The following is a 13960-nucleotide window of genomic DNA, read 5'->3' as shown; positions in this document are numbered from 1 at the left end:
GGTCTGTGAGGGCTCAGCTCCCGAGGATGCCTCCACCGAGAACGCCCAGTAGTCCGAGCAGGGACAGCAGGTTGCGGATGACCTGGTCGACCGCCTTGGCCCCACCGGTCTGGTAGGCGGTCACGCACTTCTGCAGCTGGTCCTGGGTCGGCTTGGTGATCGTCACCTTCGCCATCTCGGACTGGCAGTACGTCGTGGCAGTCTGCAGCTCGCCAACGGTGGAGCCGACCGTGCCGACGATCAGGCCGACGGCCGTGGTGAGGGTCGAGACGCCGGGCGTGGTCGTGGTCGGGATGGTCGGCTTCGACGTCGGCTTGGTCGGGTCCGGCTTACCGGGCGTCGGCTTCGACGTCGGCTTGCCAGGCGTGGGCTTCGACGTCGGGCGGTCGGTCGGCACGACGGTCGGCCGGGTCTCGTCCCGCTCGTCCGTCGGCGTCGTGATCACCCCGGGCGGCGGTGTCGGCAGGTCGATCGTCTTCGGCAGGTTCTTGTCCGACGGCGCGTTGATGTCCTCGCCGCCGATCTGGCCGCGGGCCTCGTCGACGTCGTCGCCGGCGGTCCCGTTGCCGACCGCGATCCAGCTGCCACCGGCGTACGCCTTGGCGATGCTGACCACGAGGTCGACGTACTGCTGGGAGTGGTTGTAGCGCAGGACGGCCGAGTTGACGTCGGAGGCCTTGGACAGGTCGGTCTTGCCGGAGCACAGGTACACCGCGGTCGACATGGCCGCGTCGTCGATGTCCTGCGGATTCCGCACGCCGTCGCCGTCGCCGTCGACTCCCATGGCCCGCCAGGTGCCCGGGATGAACTGCATCGGGCCGACCGCGCGGTCGAACGCCCCGTCGCCGTCGAACGCTCCGGCGTCGCTGTCGGAGATCTTGGCCATGCCGGACGAGCCGTCCAGCCGCGGGCCGAAGATGCCGGGGATCGCGACGCCCTGCGAGTTCAGCGCGTTGCCGCCGAAGCGGCCGTGGTTGGACTCGACCCGGCCGATCGCGGCCACCAGCGTCCAGGGCAGGTGACAGGACGGGTCGACCTGGGCCAGCACCTGCTGGGCCCGGGAGTACGCCTTCAGTGCGGCGTTCGGGATGCCGTTCTTCGACAGTCCCGAGACGACCTGGGTCGGCTGCTCGCCAGGATCGACGCCCTGGCCGACCGATCCCGGCACCGGCACGTTGGCCGGCTCGGAGATCGGCTGCTTCGGCACGACGACCGACTTGCCTCCGGACAGACCTTGCTCCAGCGACGCCGTGGCGACCGCCGGATCATCCGTGGCACTGACGGTGAATGCGCTCGCGAACAGCGCCAACGGGATCAGCGGCGCCACCTGACGCCACCCGCTACCCGTGGCGCGGCGCTTGCCCTTCGCCATCGATGATTCCCCTCCGTGACTCATCGACCAGCCCGGCCCCACGCCGCGGACAGTCTTTGTGTCTTTCCCGGTTACTGCCGTAATAGGTCTAACGTCCGCCCCGTTGCGTGGGTTACGCGCCGGACGAGACCGTGTACGTGCGGTTACCGGGTACCCATACTGGCGCGTAACAAAGCGCCTGTGAACCCCCTGCGCACGATCCACCGCTGTAATTCGGACCGACCTGCCCACCGGCCCGCGTACCCGGTCGGGGAGAATGTCCGGCGTGCCCGCACACACAGAACAGTCCGCCGAGCTCTTCGACAGGGCCTCCGCAGTCACCCCGGGCGGGGTCAACTCTCCCGTACGTGCGTTCCGCGCCGTCGGCGGCGTACCGCGATTCATGACATCTGGTGACGGATGTCACATGACCGACGTCGATGGCAACCGCTATCTCGACCTGGTCTGCTCCTGGGGCCCGTTGCTGCTCGGACACGCTCACCCGGAGGTGATCGCCGCCGTCCAGGCCGCGGTCGGCCGGGGTACGTCGTACGGGACGCCGACCGAGACCGAAGTGCTGCTCGGCGAGGAGATCGTGGCCCGGACGCCGGTGGACAAGGTCCGGCTGGTGTCGTCCGGGACCGAGGCCACGATGTCCGCGCTCCGGCTCGCCCGCGGGTTCACCGGGCGCGCCAAGATCATCAAGTTCGCCGGCTGCTACCACGGTCACGTGGACGCGCTACTGGCCCAGGCCGGCTCCGGCGTCATCACGCTGGGCATCCCCGGTACGCCGGGTGTCACCGAGGCGACCACGGCCGACACGATCGTCCTGCCGTACAACGACCAGGCCGCGGTCACCGCCGCGTTCGCGGAGTACGGCGACCAGATCGCCGCCGTGATCACCGAGGCGTCGCCGGGCAACATGGGCGTCGTCCCGCCGCGGGACAACTTCAATGCGTTCCTGGCGCGGGCCTGCCGCGACAACGGCGCGCTGTTCATCTCCGACGAGGTGATGACCGGCTTCCGGATCACCCGCTCCGGCTGGTACGGCGTCGACGGCGTGCAGCCGGATCTGATGACGTTCGGCAAGGTGATGGGCGGCGGCTTCCCGGCCGCTGCCTTCGGTGGCCGCGCCGACGTGATGGCCCACCTGGCGCCGGAGGGCTCGGTCTACCAGGCCGGGACCCTGTCCGGGAACCCGATCGCGACCATGGCCGGTCTGACCACGCTGCGGCTGGCGACCGACGAGGTCTACGCCAAGATCGACGAGACGTCGCTCACGATCCAGCGGCTCGTGTCGACGGCGCTGGACAAGGAGGGTGTGCCGCACGTCATCCAGGCCGCCGGGAACCTCTTCAGCGTCTTCTTCGTGGAGTCCTCGGAGGGACCTGCCGAGATCCGGGACTTCACCGGTGCGAACGCTCAGGTGCTGCCACGGTTCACGGCGTTCTTCCATGCCATGCTGGACGCCGGCGTCTACCTGCCGCCGAGCGCCTTCGAGGCCTGGTTCGTCAGTGCGGCCATCGACGACGACGCGTTGGCCGCGTTGGAGTCGGCCCTCGCCCCGGCTGCTCGGGCGGCAGCCGCAGTAACGACAGTAGAGAACTGAAGGGACAGCGGTGACCGAAACGACGGTCGTGCACCTGATGCGTCACGGCGAGGTGCACAACCCGACCGGCGTGCTCTACGGCCGGATCCCCGACTTCCACCTGTCCGAGCTCGGCCGTGCGATGGCCGAGCGTGTGGCCGAGCACGTCAAGGGCCGCGACATCGTGCACCTGGTCAGCTCGCCGCTGGAGCGGGCCCAGGAGACGATGGAGCCGATCGCCAAGGTGTTCGGCATCACGCCCGACATCGACGAGCGGGTGATCGAGGCGGCGAACCTGTTCGAGGGCAAGAAGTTCGGCGTCGGCGACGGCGCGCTGAAGAACCCGAGCGCCTGGTGGCTGCTGCGGAACCCGTGGAAGCCGTCCTGGGGTGAGCCGTACCAGCAGCTCGTCCGGCGGATGCGGGACGCGATCGAGACCGCCCGCGAGAAGGCCGCCGGGCACGAGGCGCTGATCGTGTCGCACCAGCTGCCGATCTGGATCGTCCGGTCCGCGATCGAAGGCCGCCGGATGCTCCACGACCCGCGCAAGCGGCAGTGCAGCCTGGCCAGCCTGACCTCGTTCACCTTCCACGGCGACCAGATCGTCTCGGTCGGCTATTCGGAACCGGCGAAGGATCTGCTGCCGGTGAAGAACCCGAAGAAGTTCGTCGGCGGCGCGTGATGATGATTCGTCGTACGGCGGTCGTGGTGGCCGGACTGCTCCTCGTCGCGGGGTGCAGCTCGGGCCAGCAGGCGTCGCAGAACCGCCAGGGCCAGTCGGGCTTCGTCAGCGGCGCCGGCAACGTGTCTGTGTTCGCGGCGGCGGACCGGAAGGCTGCGCCGGAGCTGACCGGGAAGACGCTGGACGGGAAGACCTGGACGCTGTCCGACCAGTCCGGCAAGGTCGTCGTACTGAACGTGTGGGGCTCGTGGTGTCCGCCGTGTCGCAAGGAAGCGCCTGACCTGGTCGCGGCGTCGAAGGAGCTCGGCCCGTCGGTGCAGTTCATCGGCTTGAACACGCGTGACCTCGATCCGGCGCAGGCGAAGAAGTTCGTGCAGGAGTTCGGGGTTCCGTACCCGAACCTCTACGACCCGGACGGCAAGGGCCTGCTGCGGTTCCGCGGCCAGATCTCCTCGGCGGCGATCCCGACCACCTTGGTGATCGACAAGACCGGCAAGGTCGCCGGGCGGGTCGTCGGCGAAGTCACGAAGCAGACTTTGCTCGGCATGGTGAAGGACGCCGGTTGAGCTGATGGGACAGTGGTTCGCCGACTCGATGACGGGGTCGATGCTGGTAGCACTGCCGATCGCGGTGCTCGCCGGCGCGATCTCGTTCTTCTCGCCGTGCGTCGTACCGCTGCTGCCGGGCTACCTGTCGTACGTCACCGGCCTGTCCGCTGCCGAGCTGGACTCGGCCAAGCGCGGCCGGATGCTGGCCGGTACGGCGTTGTTCGTGGCCGGGTTCTCGGCGGTGTTCATCCTGACCGGGGTGGTGTTCGGCAAGGCCGGTGATCTGCTGATCGATCACCAGACCGCGATCACCCGGGTGCTCGGCGGGCTGACCGTCGTGCTCGGCATCGTCTTCCTCGGCGGGTTCGGGTTCATGCAGCGGGACCTGCGGGTGCACCGGGTGCCGGCGGTCGGGATCGCGGCGGCGCCGCTGTTCGGCGTACTGTTCGGATTCGGGTGGACTCCGTGTATCGGTCCGACGCTCGGGACCGTGATGACCTTGGCCACCACCGAGGGCAGCACCGGGCGGGGTGCGGCGCTGGCGCTGGTGTTCAGCCTCGGGCTCGGTATTCCGTTCATCGTCGCGGCCCTGGCGTTCCGGCGGATGCTGGGCGCGGTGGCGTGGGTCCGCAAGCACCAGCTGCTGGTGATCCGGATCGGTGGCGTACTGATGATCGCGGTGGGACTGCTGCTGCTGACGGGAGTGTGGGATGCGATGACCGCGGAGCTGCGGCAGTGGGTCGCCAACTTCGGATCGGCGGTCTGAGATGAGCGACGTCAAGGACCGGATCGCGGCGTCCTCGAAGCCCGAGGAGCCGTCGACACCGCCGGCGATGGGACTGGTCGGCTGGCTGCGGTGGACCTGGCGGCAGCTCACGTCGATGAAGACCGCGCTGGTGCTGCTGTTCCTGCTCGCGCTCGGCGCGGTGCCCGGATCGCTCGTCCCGCAGACGGCGATCGACCCGATCAAGGTCTCGGACTTCCTCGCCGCGCACAAGACGCTCGGCCCGATCTACGACAAGCTCGGGCTGTTCGACGTCTACAAGTCGGCGTGGTTCTCGGCGATCTACCTGCTGCTGTTCATCTCGCTGATCGGTTGCGTCGTACCCCGGCTGTCCGTTTACGCGAAGGGTCTGCGGGCCCGCCCGCCGAAGCCCCCGCGGAACCTGAACCGCTTGCCCGGGTACGAACGCTTCGAGGTCGATGCCGAAGGCGACGTCCTCGAGGCCGCGACCCGGGAGCTCCGCAAGCGCCGGTTCCGGGTCCAGACGTACGAGGGCGCGGTCGGCGCGGAGCGCGGCTATCTGCGCGAGGCGGGCAACCTGCTCTTCCACTTCTCGCTGATCCTGGCGCTGGTCGGCGTCGCGTGGGGTTCGCTGTTCGGGTACCGCGGCACGGTGCTGGTTGTCGTGGGCAACGGATTCTCGAACACGGTCGCGCAGTACGACGACTTCAATCCGGGGCGCGCGTTCAACGGTGACGACGACCTGCCGCCGTTCTCGCTGACCGTCAAGGACTTCCAGGTGAAGTTCCAGGAGGACGGACCGCAGAAGGGCGCGGCGCGGGAGTTCAAGGCGCAGCTGGACTACCAGCAGACGCCGGACGCGCCGCAGCAGTCGTACGAGCTGCAGGTCAACCATCCGCTGAAGCTGGACGGCAGCAGCGTCTACCTGCTCGGCCACGGATACGCGCCGCGGGTGACGGTGAAGGACGGCCAGGGGAACGTGGCGTTCTCGGGGCCGGCGCCGTTCCTGCCGCAGGACACGAACTTCTCGTCGTTCGGCGTGATCAAGGCGCCGGACGCCCGGCCGATGACGCTGGGCTTCGAAGGCTTCTTCCTGCCGACCGCGGTGATCGGCCAGAACGGTCCGGTGTCGGTGTTCCCCGACGACCTGAACCCGGAGCTGGTGATGACCGGGTACTACGGCCGGCCGCAGCCGGAGACCGGGAAGCCGGAGTCGGTGTACCAGCTGGACAAGTCGAAGCTGACGCAGTTCCAGCAGAACGGCGACAAGTGGCGGTTCCAGCTCGCGCCCGGGCAGACGGTCCCGCTGCCGGACAAGGCCGGGTCGATCACGTTCAACGGCTACAGCCGGTGGGTGAAGCTGCAGGTCAGCCACACCCCGGGCACGGATCTCGCGCTGGCGGGCATCCTGCTGGCGATCCTCGGGCTGATGGGCTCGCTGTTCGTGCATCCGCGGCGTACCTGGGTGCGCGTCCGCGACGAGGACGGGCGTACCGTTGTCGAGGTCGCCGGTCTGGACCGAGGCCCTGAACGCGGCCTCGGCGACGAGATCCACGCCATCACCAAGAGCCTTAGACCCGCCGGCCCGAGCAACGAGGAGCAGCCATGAGCCCGGAGACCTACGCACAAGTCTCCAACTTGCTGATCCCCACCGCCACGGTGATCTATGCCCTGGCCCTGGTCTCACACGCCATGGAGTGGGCCCTCGGCCGCACCGCCGTGGCAAAGGCTCCGGCGGAGCAGGAAGCCGATGCCGGGGTTCTGGTCGGCTCCGCCACTGCGGCGTCCGCTTCGACGGGGTCCGTCGCCTCGGGCTCGACCGGCTCCGGCTCAGCCGCGCCCTCCACGTCCGGTGCCGAGGGCGCCGCTTCCTCCGAGCGGATGGATGCGGCCAGCCGGATCGGTCTTCTGCTGACCTGGTTGGCGTTTGTTCTCCATCTGGGTGGTGTGGTGACGCGCGGGCTCGCGGCGGGGCGCGTGCCGTGGGGCAACATGTACGAGTTCTCCATCACGGCTTCGCTCGCGGTGGCGATCGTTTATCTGATCTTCGTGCAGCGGTACAAGCTGCAGTGGCTCGGACTCGGCGTGACGTTCGTGATCACCGCCGTGCTCGGCCTCGCATCGCTGGCGCTGTACACGCCGGCGGGTCCGCTCGTCCCGGCGCTGCACTCGTACTGGCTGGTGATCCACGTATCCGCGGCCGCCACCTCCGGCGGTGCGTTCACGGTCGGCGGGCTGATCTCCGTGCTGTACCTGGTGAAGGCCCGCGCCGAGCGCAAGGTCCTTGCCGGCGGCACGATGTCCGCCTCGCTGCGCCGGCTGCCGAGCTCCGAGGCGATGGACGGCACGGCGTACAAGGTGCTGGCGTTCGCGTTCCCGCTGTGGACGTTCGGCGTACTGGTGGCCGGTCCGATCTGGGCGGAGCACGCCTGGGGCCGGTACTGGGGCTGGGACCCCAAGGAGGTCTGGTCGCTGGTGACCTGGGTGGTGTACGCCTCCTACCTGCACGCCCGCGCGACCGCGGGCTGGCGGGGCCGCCGGGCCGCGACGATCGCGATCGTCGGCTGGGTCGTCTTCATCTTCAACTTCGTCGGCGTGAACCTGTTGGTCTCCGGCATGCACTCCTACGCTGGGGTGTGAGATGAAGGAGTTCGCGATCTACACCGGCCTGCGGGCGGCGTTGTTCGCCGTCTGCTTCGCGGTGCTGTGGTTCGCGCTGCGCAGTTGGCTGACGATCTTCCCGCTGCTCCTGGTCGCGCTGATCGTCTCCTCGATCCTGTCGATCTTCGTCCTCCGCGCCGCCCGCGAACGGCTGGCCGGCAAGATCGAGACCCGCGCCGCGAACATCTCGCAGCGCCTCGAGCAGGCCCGTACCGCCGAAGACGACGACTGAGCCTCCGTCCGGCGTGACAACGCCGTACCAGTGATCCACTGGTACGGAGAGTGACCTATGCCACTCGTGAATTCTGCGGAAAATCCTTTGTGCATTCCTTCACATGAGTCGTAGAGTGATGGATGAAACGAAACAGTTTCGTTCTATCGGTGTTCTTGTAGCTACGCAGGGTGATGAAGATGGACGCAGCAGGCGTACGGCAGCGGCCGCGGGTCGAAGGCGGCCGTGAGGACGAGATCCTCGACGCGACCGTGGCGGTGGTGGCCGAGCTCGGCTACGACCGGCTGACGATGGACGCGGTGGCGACGGCGGCGAAGGCCAGCAAGGCGACGCTGTACCGGCGCTGGTCCACCAAGGCCGAGCTGGTGGTCGACGCGATCAGCCGGGCGAAGGGCTGCCCGATGCCGGAGGAGGTCGACACCGGCAGCCTGCGCGGCGACCTGATCTCGATGGCGTGCGGGGCCGGCGGCTTCACCGACGAGCTGCCGATGTCGGTGATCGCGGGTCTGCTGACCGCGCTGCACCGCGACGACGAGTTGCAGCAGGCCTTCCGCGAGCGCTTCCTGGCGCCCCGGCAGGCGCTGACCAACAAGGTGTACGAGCGTGCTGTCGAGCGCGGCGAGATCGCGCCGGACGTCGACGTCGTCCTGCTGTCGGTGACGTTGCCCGCGGTGATCATCCACCACGCCTACATCCTCGGCGTCGAGCCGAGCGACGACCTGATTCTTCGAGTGATCGACAACGTGATCCTGCCTGCGGCGCGGGGGTCGCAGGTGAGCTGACCGGTGAGGGGCCGGTCCGCGACAAGCACGACAGTCTGCCCAAGAGGGGAAGTTTTTCTTATGTCCGAAGAAGTCATCAAGGCCGATCCGCCGGAAGGCAGGCCGACCGATGCGGTCGCCGGGTCCGACGGCCACGGTCACCGCAATCTCGGCATCGCGCTGGCGCTGATCTGCATGGCGCAGCTGATGGTGGTGCTGGACGGCACCATCGTCAACATCGCGCTGCCGCACATCAAGGGTGCGCTCGGTTTCAGCGACGCGTCGCTGCCGTGGGTGGTCAACGCCTACGCGCTGGCGTTCGGCGGTCTGCTGCTGCTCGGCGGCCGGATCGGTGACATCCTCGGTCGCCGCAAGGTCTTCGTGTTCGGCGTCATCCTGTTCGGCCTGGCGTCGTTCGTCGGCGGTATCGCGCAGAGCGAGACCGTGTTGCTGGTCAGCCGGATCCTGCAGGGCCTCGCGGCCGCCGCGGCCTCGCCGAACGCGCTCGCCCTGATCACCACGACGTTCCCGGCCGGCAAGGAGCGCAACCGGGCGATGGGTGTGTACGCCGCGATGTCCGGTGCGGGTGCTGCCGTCGGCCTGATCCTGGGTGGCGCGCTGACCGAGGCGTCCTGGCGCTGGACGTTCTTCATCAACACGCCGATCGGCCTGCTGGTCGCCGTACTGGCCTTCCGGTTCCTGGGTGAGTCGGCCCGCCAGTCCGGCAAGTTCGACCTGCCCGGCGCCATCACCGGCACCGTGGGTCTGACCTCGCTGGTCTACGGCCTGACGCACGCCGCCACCAACGGCTGGGGCGACGCGCTCACGCTGACCTACATCCTCGGCGGCCTGGCGCTGATCGGGATCTTCCTCGGTATCGAGGCCCGGTCGCGGCACGCGCTGATGCCGTTCCGGATCCTCGCGAACCGGACCCGCGGGGTCAGCTTCTTCGTGATGCTGATCGTCGGCGCCGCGATGTTCTCGATGTTCTACTTCCTGGGCATCTTCGTGCAGAGCATCATGGGCTACAGCGCGCTGAAGACCGGTATCTCGTTCCTGCCGTTCAGTGTCGGCATCGTGGTCGCGGCCCAGGTCGCGTCGACGCTGGTGGCGCGGATGGACCCGCGCTGGATCTCCGGCGTCGGTGGCGTGTTCGTCGCGGCCGGCATGTTCGGGTTCAGCCGGCTCGAGGTCGACTCGACGTACTGGACGCACCTGCTGCCGTACATCCTGGTGCTCTCGTTCGGCATGGGCCTGATCTTCGTGCCGCTCACGCTGACCGCGGTCAGTGGGGTCGCGGCGGAGGATTCGGGAGTGGGATCGGCCGTGCTGAACACGGTCCAGCAGATCGGTGGTGCGGTCGGCCTGGCGCTGCTGGGCACGATCTCCACCAGCGCGATCAAGGACAAGTTCGCCGAGCTGGCCCCGGGCCTGCAGAAGGCGGCCGAGTCCGGGCAGTCGCCGGACCAGATCAAGCAGCTGCAGGGTCAGTTCACCGCGCTGGCCACGACGCACGGTTTCACCCGGGCGTTCGTCTGGTCGGGGTTCCTGGCGCTGGGCGCCGCGCTGATCACGCTGGTCGGCCTGTCGATCAAGCACAAGGACCTGGCCAACGACGGCCAGGCCCCGGTCCACATGGGGTAGGTAATGCTCGAAGGGCCCGCTTCCCGGGAGGGGGGAAGCGGGCCCTTCGTCTTTGCTCAAATGAAATCTGAAGAGAAGAACAACCAAGGGAACTGGCTTCGGTGACCGGCGAACACGCTGGTCGGCGCGAGTTCGTGCGGGCGGGGGAATCTGGTTGGAGCGGCATGACCGCCCGGTATGTCCGCGACACCCGTCGGCGGGTGATCCCGTCGGGATCGGCGAGCACGGTCTGGGCGCCCCAATCTCCACGGCCCGGCTACTACCCCCGCCCGCTCGCCGGGCCGTGGCAACCGGCTCCGAGCCCGTCCGCCGAGTCGTGGAGAGGGGCTGTGAAAATCTGCCTTGATCCACGACTCGGCGTTCGAGGTCGGAGCCGTTCGCCACGACTCGGCGGGGCTGTGGATGACGTTGGCCGCCGGGTGGGGGAAAGCTGGACGACGGCAGGGTGTTGTTCACGGTGGCGCAAGCACGTGCCGCGGGATGTTGCGGGGATGTCGCGGGGCATTTGGTACTGGCCCTCAAAGGTGTTTTTGCATCACGATCTCGCGGCGTACGCCGTCCGGCATCAGGTCGCCGGGCTCGTCGGTGTCGACGTATCCGTGGCGGAGGTAGAGGTTGTGGGCCGGATCGTTGCCGGGGACAACGGATAGCTTGAGGGTGGTGGCGCCGATGCTGCGGGCCCAGTCCTCGATGGCGGTCATCAGCGCGTTGCCGACGCCTTTGCCGCGACCGGCCGAGGCGACCCACATCGACACCAGCTCGGCGTGGTCGTCGGCCGGGAACCCGCCGGCCATGCCTACCGGCGTACCGTCGATCGAGGCGATCACCTGGTAGGCGCCGGGCGCGCTGAGTCGCTCACGCCAGCGCTCCTCGGGGGCGTCGATCCAGTCCGCGAGCTGCGAACCGAAGGCGAACGGCGCTTCTTCCAGCGCGGCGAGCCGGAGTCGGCTCCAGGGTTTCCAGTCGTCCGGGCCGATGGCCTGTATGTCGATCACGCGCACAGGATCGCAGTCGGCCCGGACGATCGACCAGTCAGTTTCGGGTCAGGTTCGGGGTGGGAACCTGGACGAGACCCAGTCGCGGACGCCGCCCAGACCGTCGCCCAGGTCGCGGAGCAGCTTCGCCAGCGGGTCCTGGGAGCGGTTGAACGCGTCGGTGTACGACTTGGCGGCGTTCTTCGCCTCCTGCGAGATCGAGGCGTTGCCGTCGTCCTGGCGCTTCGGGTAGTCGCCGGACACGATCGTCGTGTACTCGCCCTCGTCGACCCAGCGGCGCAGCTCGTGCGCGCGGATGACGGCCAGCGGGTGCGACTGCGCCTCGAGCAGCAGCAGCTTCAGCACGCTGTCGCGCAGGTCGCCGGCGCTCTCGTACTCCGTGCCCTGCGCAAGGAACGCCGTCGTGTCGAGCTCGGCGAGCTGACCGCCGCTGGCGAGCTTCATCTGGACGCGCAGCGCGACCGCCGGGTCCTGGGTCGCGAGCAGACCGGCGCGGTCACCCGACAGCTCCGCCTTGCGGGACCACTCGTGCAGGGCGGCGATGATCGCGCGGAGCCCGAGCGCGCCCATCGGCATCCAGTTGAACGCGCCGGTGAGACGCATCAGCCAGAGCAGCAGCGACTGGTACAGCGCGTGGCCGCTCTGTGCGTGACCGAGCTCGTGGCCGAGGACGAACCGCAGCTCCTCCTCGTCCATGCCCTGGAGCAGCGCGCTGTTGACCACGATGAACGGCTTGTCCATGCCGATCGTCATCGCGTTCCAGATCGGGCTGTTGGTGACGAACAGCTCGGGAAGCTCGCGGACGTCCAGGGTCGCGGCCGCCTCGGTGAAGAGCCGGTGCACGGTCGGGAACTGCCGGTCGTCGACCCGGATCGCCGAGCCCAGGAACTGCAGGCGGAACGCGCGCTCGTTGATCAGCCCCGACATCTTCCGCAGGACGTAGTCGAAGCCCTTCAACTGCCGCAGCGCCACCAGCGCACCGCGGTCGGCAGGGTGCTCCCACGCCCGCGAACTGATATCGGTCAACGTCACCCGCTGCCGCGTCGGCCGATCGCCGTTCTCGCTCATCGCTCCCCCTGCTTCCCGGTCGTCATGGACCCCCAACTTAGCTCGCCTTCGGGTCTGATCGAGGTTTGAGTACTACGGCCAGCAACAAGGTCGGCAGCCAGCCCAGGGGCACGGCCCACCAGCCGAGGCCCCGGCCTGCCGCGAGCGCGGTGGTGGCGAGGCAGATCGCCGTACCGGACAGCCAATATCCGAACGCGCTCCAGCCCGGGTGGTCCTTGGCGCGGAGGTGACCGACCCAGGCGAACGTGAGGGTGGCCGGGAGGGCCAGCGCGGTCGCGCCGAGCGTCAGGACGGCGAGGATCAGGGCGACGTCGCCAGGGGAGAACTCGACCGCTCCGAGGGGGATCATGGGTCCGATCCTGTCGCCTGCCGGCCCCGGTCACCGAGCGTAGGAATACTCAAATCCCGCTATAAGTCCTAGCCTGGCCCGCATGAGTGAGGCTGACAGGGTGTGCCGCGAGGTCGACCGGCGGGACGACAAGGCACGCGCCTGGGTGTCCGAGGCGATCCGGATCGTCGACGCCGACGCGAACCGCAGCGCGGACACCCATCTGCACGTGTTCCCGATGCCCGAAGGTACGGGCGTCGACCTGTACCTCAAGGACGAGTCCGTCCATCCCACCGGCTCGCTCAAGCACCGGCTCGCCCGGTCCCTGTTCCTGTACGCCCTGTGCAACGGCTGGATCCACGAGGGCACGACGGTCATCGAGGCCTCCAGCGGCTCGACCGCGGTCAGCGAGGCGTACTTCGCCCGCCTGCTCGGGCTCCCGTTCGTGGCGGTGATGCCCCGCTCGACCAGCCCCGAGAAGGTCGAGCTGATCGAGTTCTACGGCGGTCGCTGCCACTTCGTCGAACGCTCCGGCCAGATCTACGGCGAGGCCAAGCGCCTGGCCGAGGAGACCGGCGGGCACTACATGGACCAGTTCACGTACGCCGAGCGTGCGACGGACTGGCGCGGCAACAACAACATCGCCGAGTCGATCTTCGGGCAGCTGTCGCTCGAGCAGCACCCGATCCCCGCCTGGATCGTGGTCGGCGCCGGCACCGGCGGTACGTCGGCCACCATCGGGCGGTACGTCCGCTACCAGCGGTACGACACGTCCGTCGCGGTCGTCGACCCGGAGAACTCCGCCTTCTTCCCCGCCTTCGAAGCCGGCGACCACGAGTTCTCCACCGGCCGCCCCTCCCGCATCGAAGGCATCGGCCGCCCGCGAGTCGAACCGTCCTTCGTCCTCGGCGTCGTCGACCGGATGATCTCGGTCCCCGACGCGGCCTCCATCGCCGCCATGCGCTTCTGCTCCCGCGTCACCGGCCGCCTCGTCGGCGGCTCCACCGGCACCAACCTCTGGGGCGCCCTGCGCCTGGCCGCCGAGATGCGCCGTACCGGATCCCGCGGCAGCATCGTCACCCTCCTCTGCGACAGCGGCGAACGCTACGGCAACACGTACTACGACGACGCCTGGCTACGCACCAGCGGCATAGACATCACGCCGTACACCACCACCCTCGAAACCTTCACCCGCACCGGCGTCTGGACCGAACCCCAGTAACACAGACTCCGCCCCGCCGCCCCGCCCGGCCGCCGGTCGCGCCAGCGGATATCCGCGCGGATTGGGGGTTCTCTGCTGGTATGCCAACGAACAACCCCCAACACCAGGGGATATCCACCCGAATGAGCCGCGCGT

General features: G+C 68.6%; 14 protein-coding genes. 10 read left to right on the top strand and 4 right to left on the bottom strand.

The annotated features are described in order from the left end of the window. Window positions 1–13 precede the first annotated feature (13 nt). Window positions 14–1372, bottom strand: coding sequence for a lytic transglycosylase domain-containing protein (locus ACIA58_RS02450; protein WP_396401801.1), 1359 nt, complete (start codon window positions 1370–1372; stop codon window positions 14–16). Between the two features lie 256 nt (window positions 1373–1628). Here ACIA58_RS02450 and hemL point away from each other — a divergent pair, with 256 nt between their 5' ends. The 9 genes from hemL to ACIA58_RS02405 all read left to right on the top strand — a co-directional run bounded on the left by hemL (window position 1629) and on the right by ACIA58_RS02405 (window position 10212). Further along, window positions 1629–2960 (top strand): glutamate-1-semialdehyde 2,1-aminomutase, encoded by a 1332-nt coding sequence (gene hemL, locus ACIA58_RS02445; RefSeq protein ID WP_396401800.1) that lies wholly within the window; start codon window positions 1629–1631, stop codon window positions 2958–2960. Window positions 2961–2997: 37 nt separating this feature from the next. After that, window positions 2998–3621: a histidine phosphatase family protein gene (locus tag ACIA58_RS02440; protein WP_396403297.1), complete on the top strand. Its 624-nt coding sequence runs from the start codon at window positions 2998–3000 to the stop codon at window positions 3619–3621. Next, window positions 3621–4187, top strand: coding sequence for a TlpA family protein disulfide reductase (locus ACIA58_RS02435; RefSeq protein WP_396403296.1), 567 nt, complete (start codon window positions 3621–3623; stop codon window positions 4185–4187). The genes ACIA58_RS02440 and ACIA58_RS02435 overlap by 1 nt, the downstream gene beginning before the upstream one ends. A gap of 4 nt (window positions 4188–4191) precedes the next feature. After that, window positions 4192–4935, top strand: coding sequence for a cytochrome c biogenesis CcdA family protein (locus ACIA58_RS02430; protein WP_396401799.1), 744 nt, complete (start codon window positions 4192–4194; stop codon window positions 4933–4935). 1 nt (window position 4936) lies between these two features. Continuing rightward, a complete protein-coding gene (locus ACIA58_RS02425) occupies window positions 4937–6523 on the top strand; it encodes a cytochrome c biogenesis protein ResB (protein WP_396401798.1) in 1587 nt (528 codons plus the stop codon). After that, window positions 6520–7554 (top strand): c-type cytochrome biogenesis protein CcsB, encoded by a 1035-nt coding sequence (gene ccsB / locus ACIA58_RS02420; RefSeq protein WP_396401797.1) that lies wholly within the window; start codon window positions 6520–6522, stop codon window positions 7552–7554. The genes ACIA58_RS02425 and ccsB overlap by 4 nt, the downstream gene beginning before the upstream one ends. A 1-nt stretch (window position 7555) precedes the next feature. After that, a complete protein-coding gene (locus ACIA58_RS02415; protein WP_396401796.1) occupies window positions 7556–7807 on the top strand; it encodes a DUF4229 domain-containing protein in 252 nt (83 codons plus the stop codon). Window positions 7808–7986: 179 nt separating this feature from the next. After that, complete coding sequence (locus ACIA58_RS02410; RefSeq protein ID WP_396401795.1) at window positions 7987–8589, top strand: TetR-like C-terminal domain-containing protein; 603 nt, start codon at window positions 7987–7989, stop codon at window positions 8587–8589. 60 nt (window positions 8590–8649) lie between these two features. Further along, window positions 8650–10212: an MFS transporter gene (locus tag ACIA58_RS02405; protein ID WP_396401794.1), complete on the top strand. Its 1563-nt coding sequence runs from the start codon at window positions 8650–8652 to the stop codon at window positions 10210–10212. 518 nt (window positions 10213–10730) lie between these two features. Here ACIA58_RS02405 and ACIA58_RS02400 read toward each other — a convergent pair. The 3 genes from ACIA58_RS02400 to ACIA58_RS02390 are packed head-to-tail and all read right to left on the bottom strand — an operon-like array spanning window position 10731 to window position 12624. Beyond that, complete coding sequence (locus tag ACIA58_RS02400; protein WP_396401793.1) at window positions 10731–11207, bottom strand: GNAT family N-acetyltransferase; 477 nt, start codon at window positions 11205–11207, stop codon at window positions 10731–10733. Window positions 11208–11255: 48 nt separating this feature from the next. Next, window positions 11256–12275 (bottom strand): M48 family metallopeptidase, encoded by a 1020-nt coding sequence (locus ACIA58_RS02395; RefSeq protein ID WP_396401792.1) that lies wholly within the window; start codon window positions 12273–12275, stop codon window positions 11256–11258. Between the two features lie 37 nt (window positions 12276–12312). Then, window positions 12313–12624 (bottom strand): hypothetical protein, encoded by a 312-nt coding sequence (locus ACIA58_RS02390; protein WP_396401791.1) that lies wholly within the window; start codon window positions 12622–12624, stop codon window positions 12313–12315. 82 nt (window positions 12625–12706) lie between these two features. Here ACIA58_RS02390 and ACIA58_RS02385 point away from each other — a divergent pair, with 82 nt between their 5' ends. Continuing rightward, a complete protein-coding gene (locus tag ACIA58_RS02385) occupies window positions 12707–13825 on the top strand; it encodes a PLP-dependent cysteine synthase family protein (RefSeq protein ID WP_396401790.1) in 1119 nt (372 codons plus the stop codon). The last annotated feature ends 135 nt before the right edge of the window (window positions 13826–13960 follow it).

The sequence above is a fragment of the Kribbella sp. NPDC051586 genome (assembly GCF_044453965.1).
In the GTDB taxonomy this organism is placed as follows: domain Bacteria; phylum Actinomycetota; class Actinomycetes; order Propionibacteriales; family Kribbellaceae; genus Kribbella.
The sequence above is the reverse complement of the archived record's forward strand: the minus strand, read 5'-3'. Positions and strand labels throughout refer to the sequence as shown.

Excerpts from the sequence above, each read along its gene's own strand:
- ACIA58_RS02450 (WP_396401801.1), bottom strand. The coding sequence starts at position 1,372 with ATGGCGAAGGGCAAGCGCCGCGCCACGGGTAGCGGGTGGCGTCAGGTG.
- hemL (WP_396401800.1), top strand. The coding sequence starts at position 1,629 with ATGTCCGGCGTGCCCGCACACACAGAACAGTCCGCCGAGCTCTTCGAC.
- ACIA58_RS02440 (WP_396403297.1), top strand. The coding sequence starts at position 2,998 with ATGCGTCACGGCGAGGTGCACAACCCGACCGGCGTGCTCTACGGCCGG.
- ACIA58_RS02435 (WP_396403296.1), top strand. The coding sequence starts at position 3,621 with ATGATGATTCGTCGTACGGCGGTCGTGGTGGCCGGACTGCTCCTCGTC.
- ACIA58_RS02430 (WP_396401799.1), top strand. The coding sequence starts at position 4,192 with ATGGGACAGTGGTTCGCCGACTCGATGACGGGGTCGATGCTGGTAGCA.
- ACIA58_RS02425 (WP_396401798.1), top strand. The coding sequence starts at position 4,937 with ATGAGCGACGTCAAGGACCGGATCGCGGCGTCCTCGAAGCCCGAGGAG.
- ccsB (WP_396401797.1), top strand. The coding sequence starts at position 6,520 with ATGAGCCCGGAGACCTACGCACAAGTCTCCAACTTGCTGATCCCCACC.
- ACIA58_RS02415 (WP_396401796.1), top strand. The coding sequence starts at position 7,556 with ATGAAGGAGTTCGCGATCTACACCGGCCTGCGGGCGGCGTTGTTCGCC.
- ACIA58_RS02410 (WP_396401795.1), top strand. The coding sequence starts at position 7,987 with ATGGACGCAGCAGGCGTACGGCAGCGGCCGCGGGTCGAAGGCGGCCGT.
- ACIA58_RS02405 (WP_396401794.1), top strand. The coding sequence starts at position 8,650 with ATGTCCGAAGAAGTCATCAAGGCCGATCCGCCGGAAGGCAGGCCGACC.
- ACIA58_RS02395 (WP_396401792.1), bottom strand. The coding sequence starts at position 12,275 with ATGAGCGAGAACGGCGATCGGCCGACGCGGCAGCGGGTGACGTTGACC.
- ACIA58_RS02390 (WP_396401791.1), bottom strand. The coding sequence starts at position 12,624 with ATGATCCCCCTCGGAGCGGTCGAGTTCTCCCCTGGCGACGTCGCCCTG.
- ACIA58_RS02385 (WP_396401790.1), top strand. The coding sequence starts at position 12,707 with ATGAGTGAGGCTGACAGGGTGTGCCGCGAGGTCGACCGGCGGGACGAC.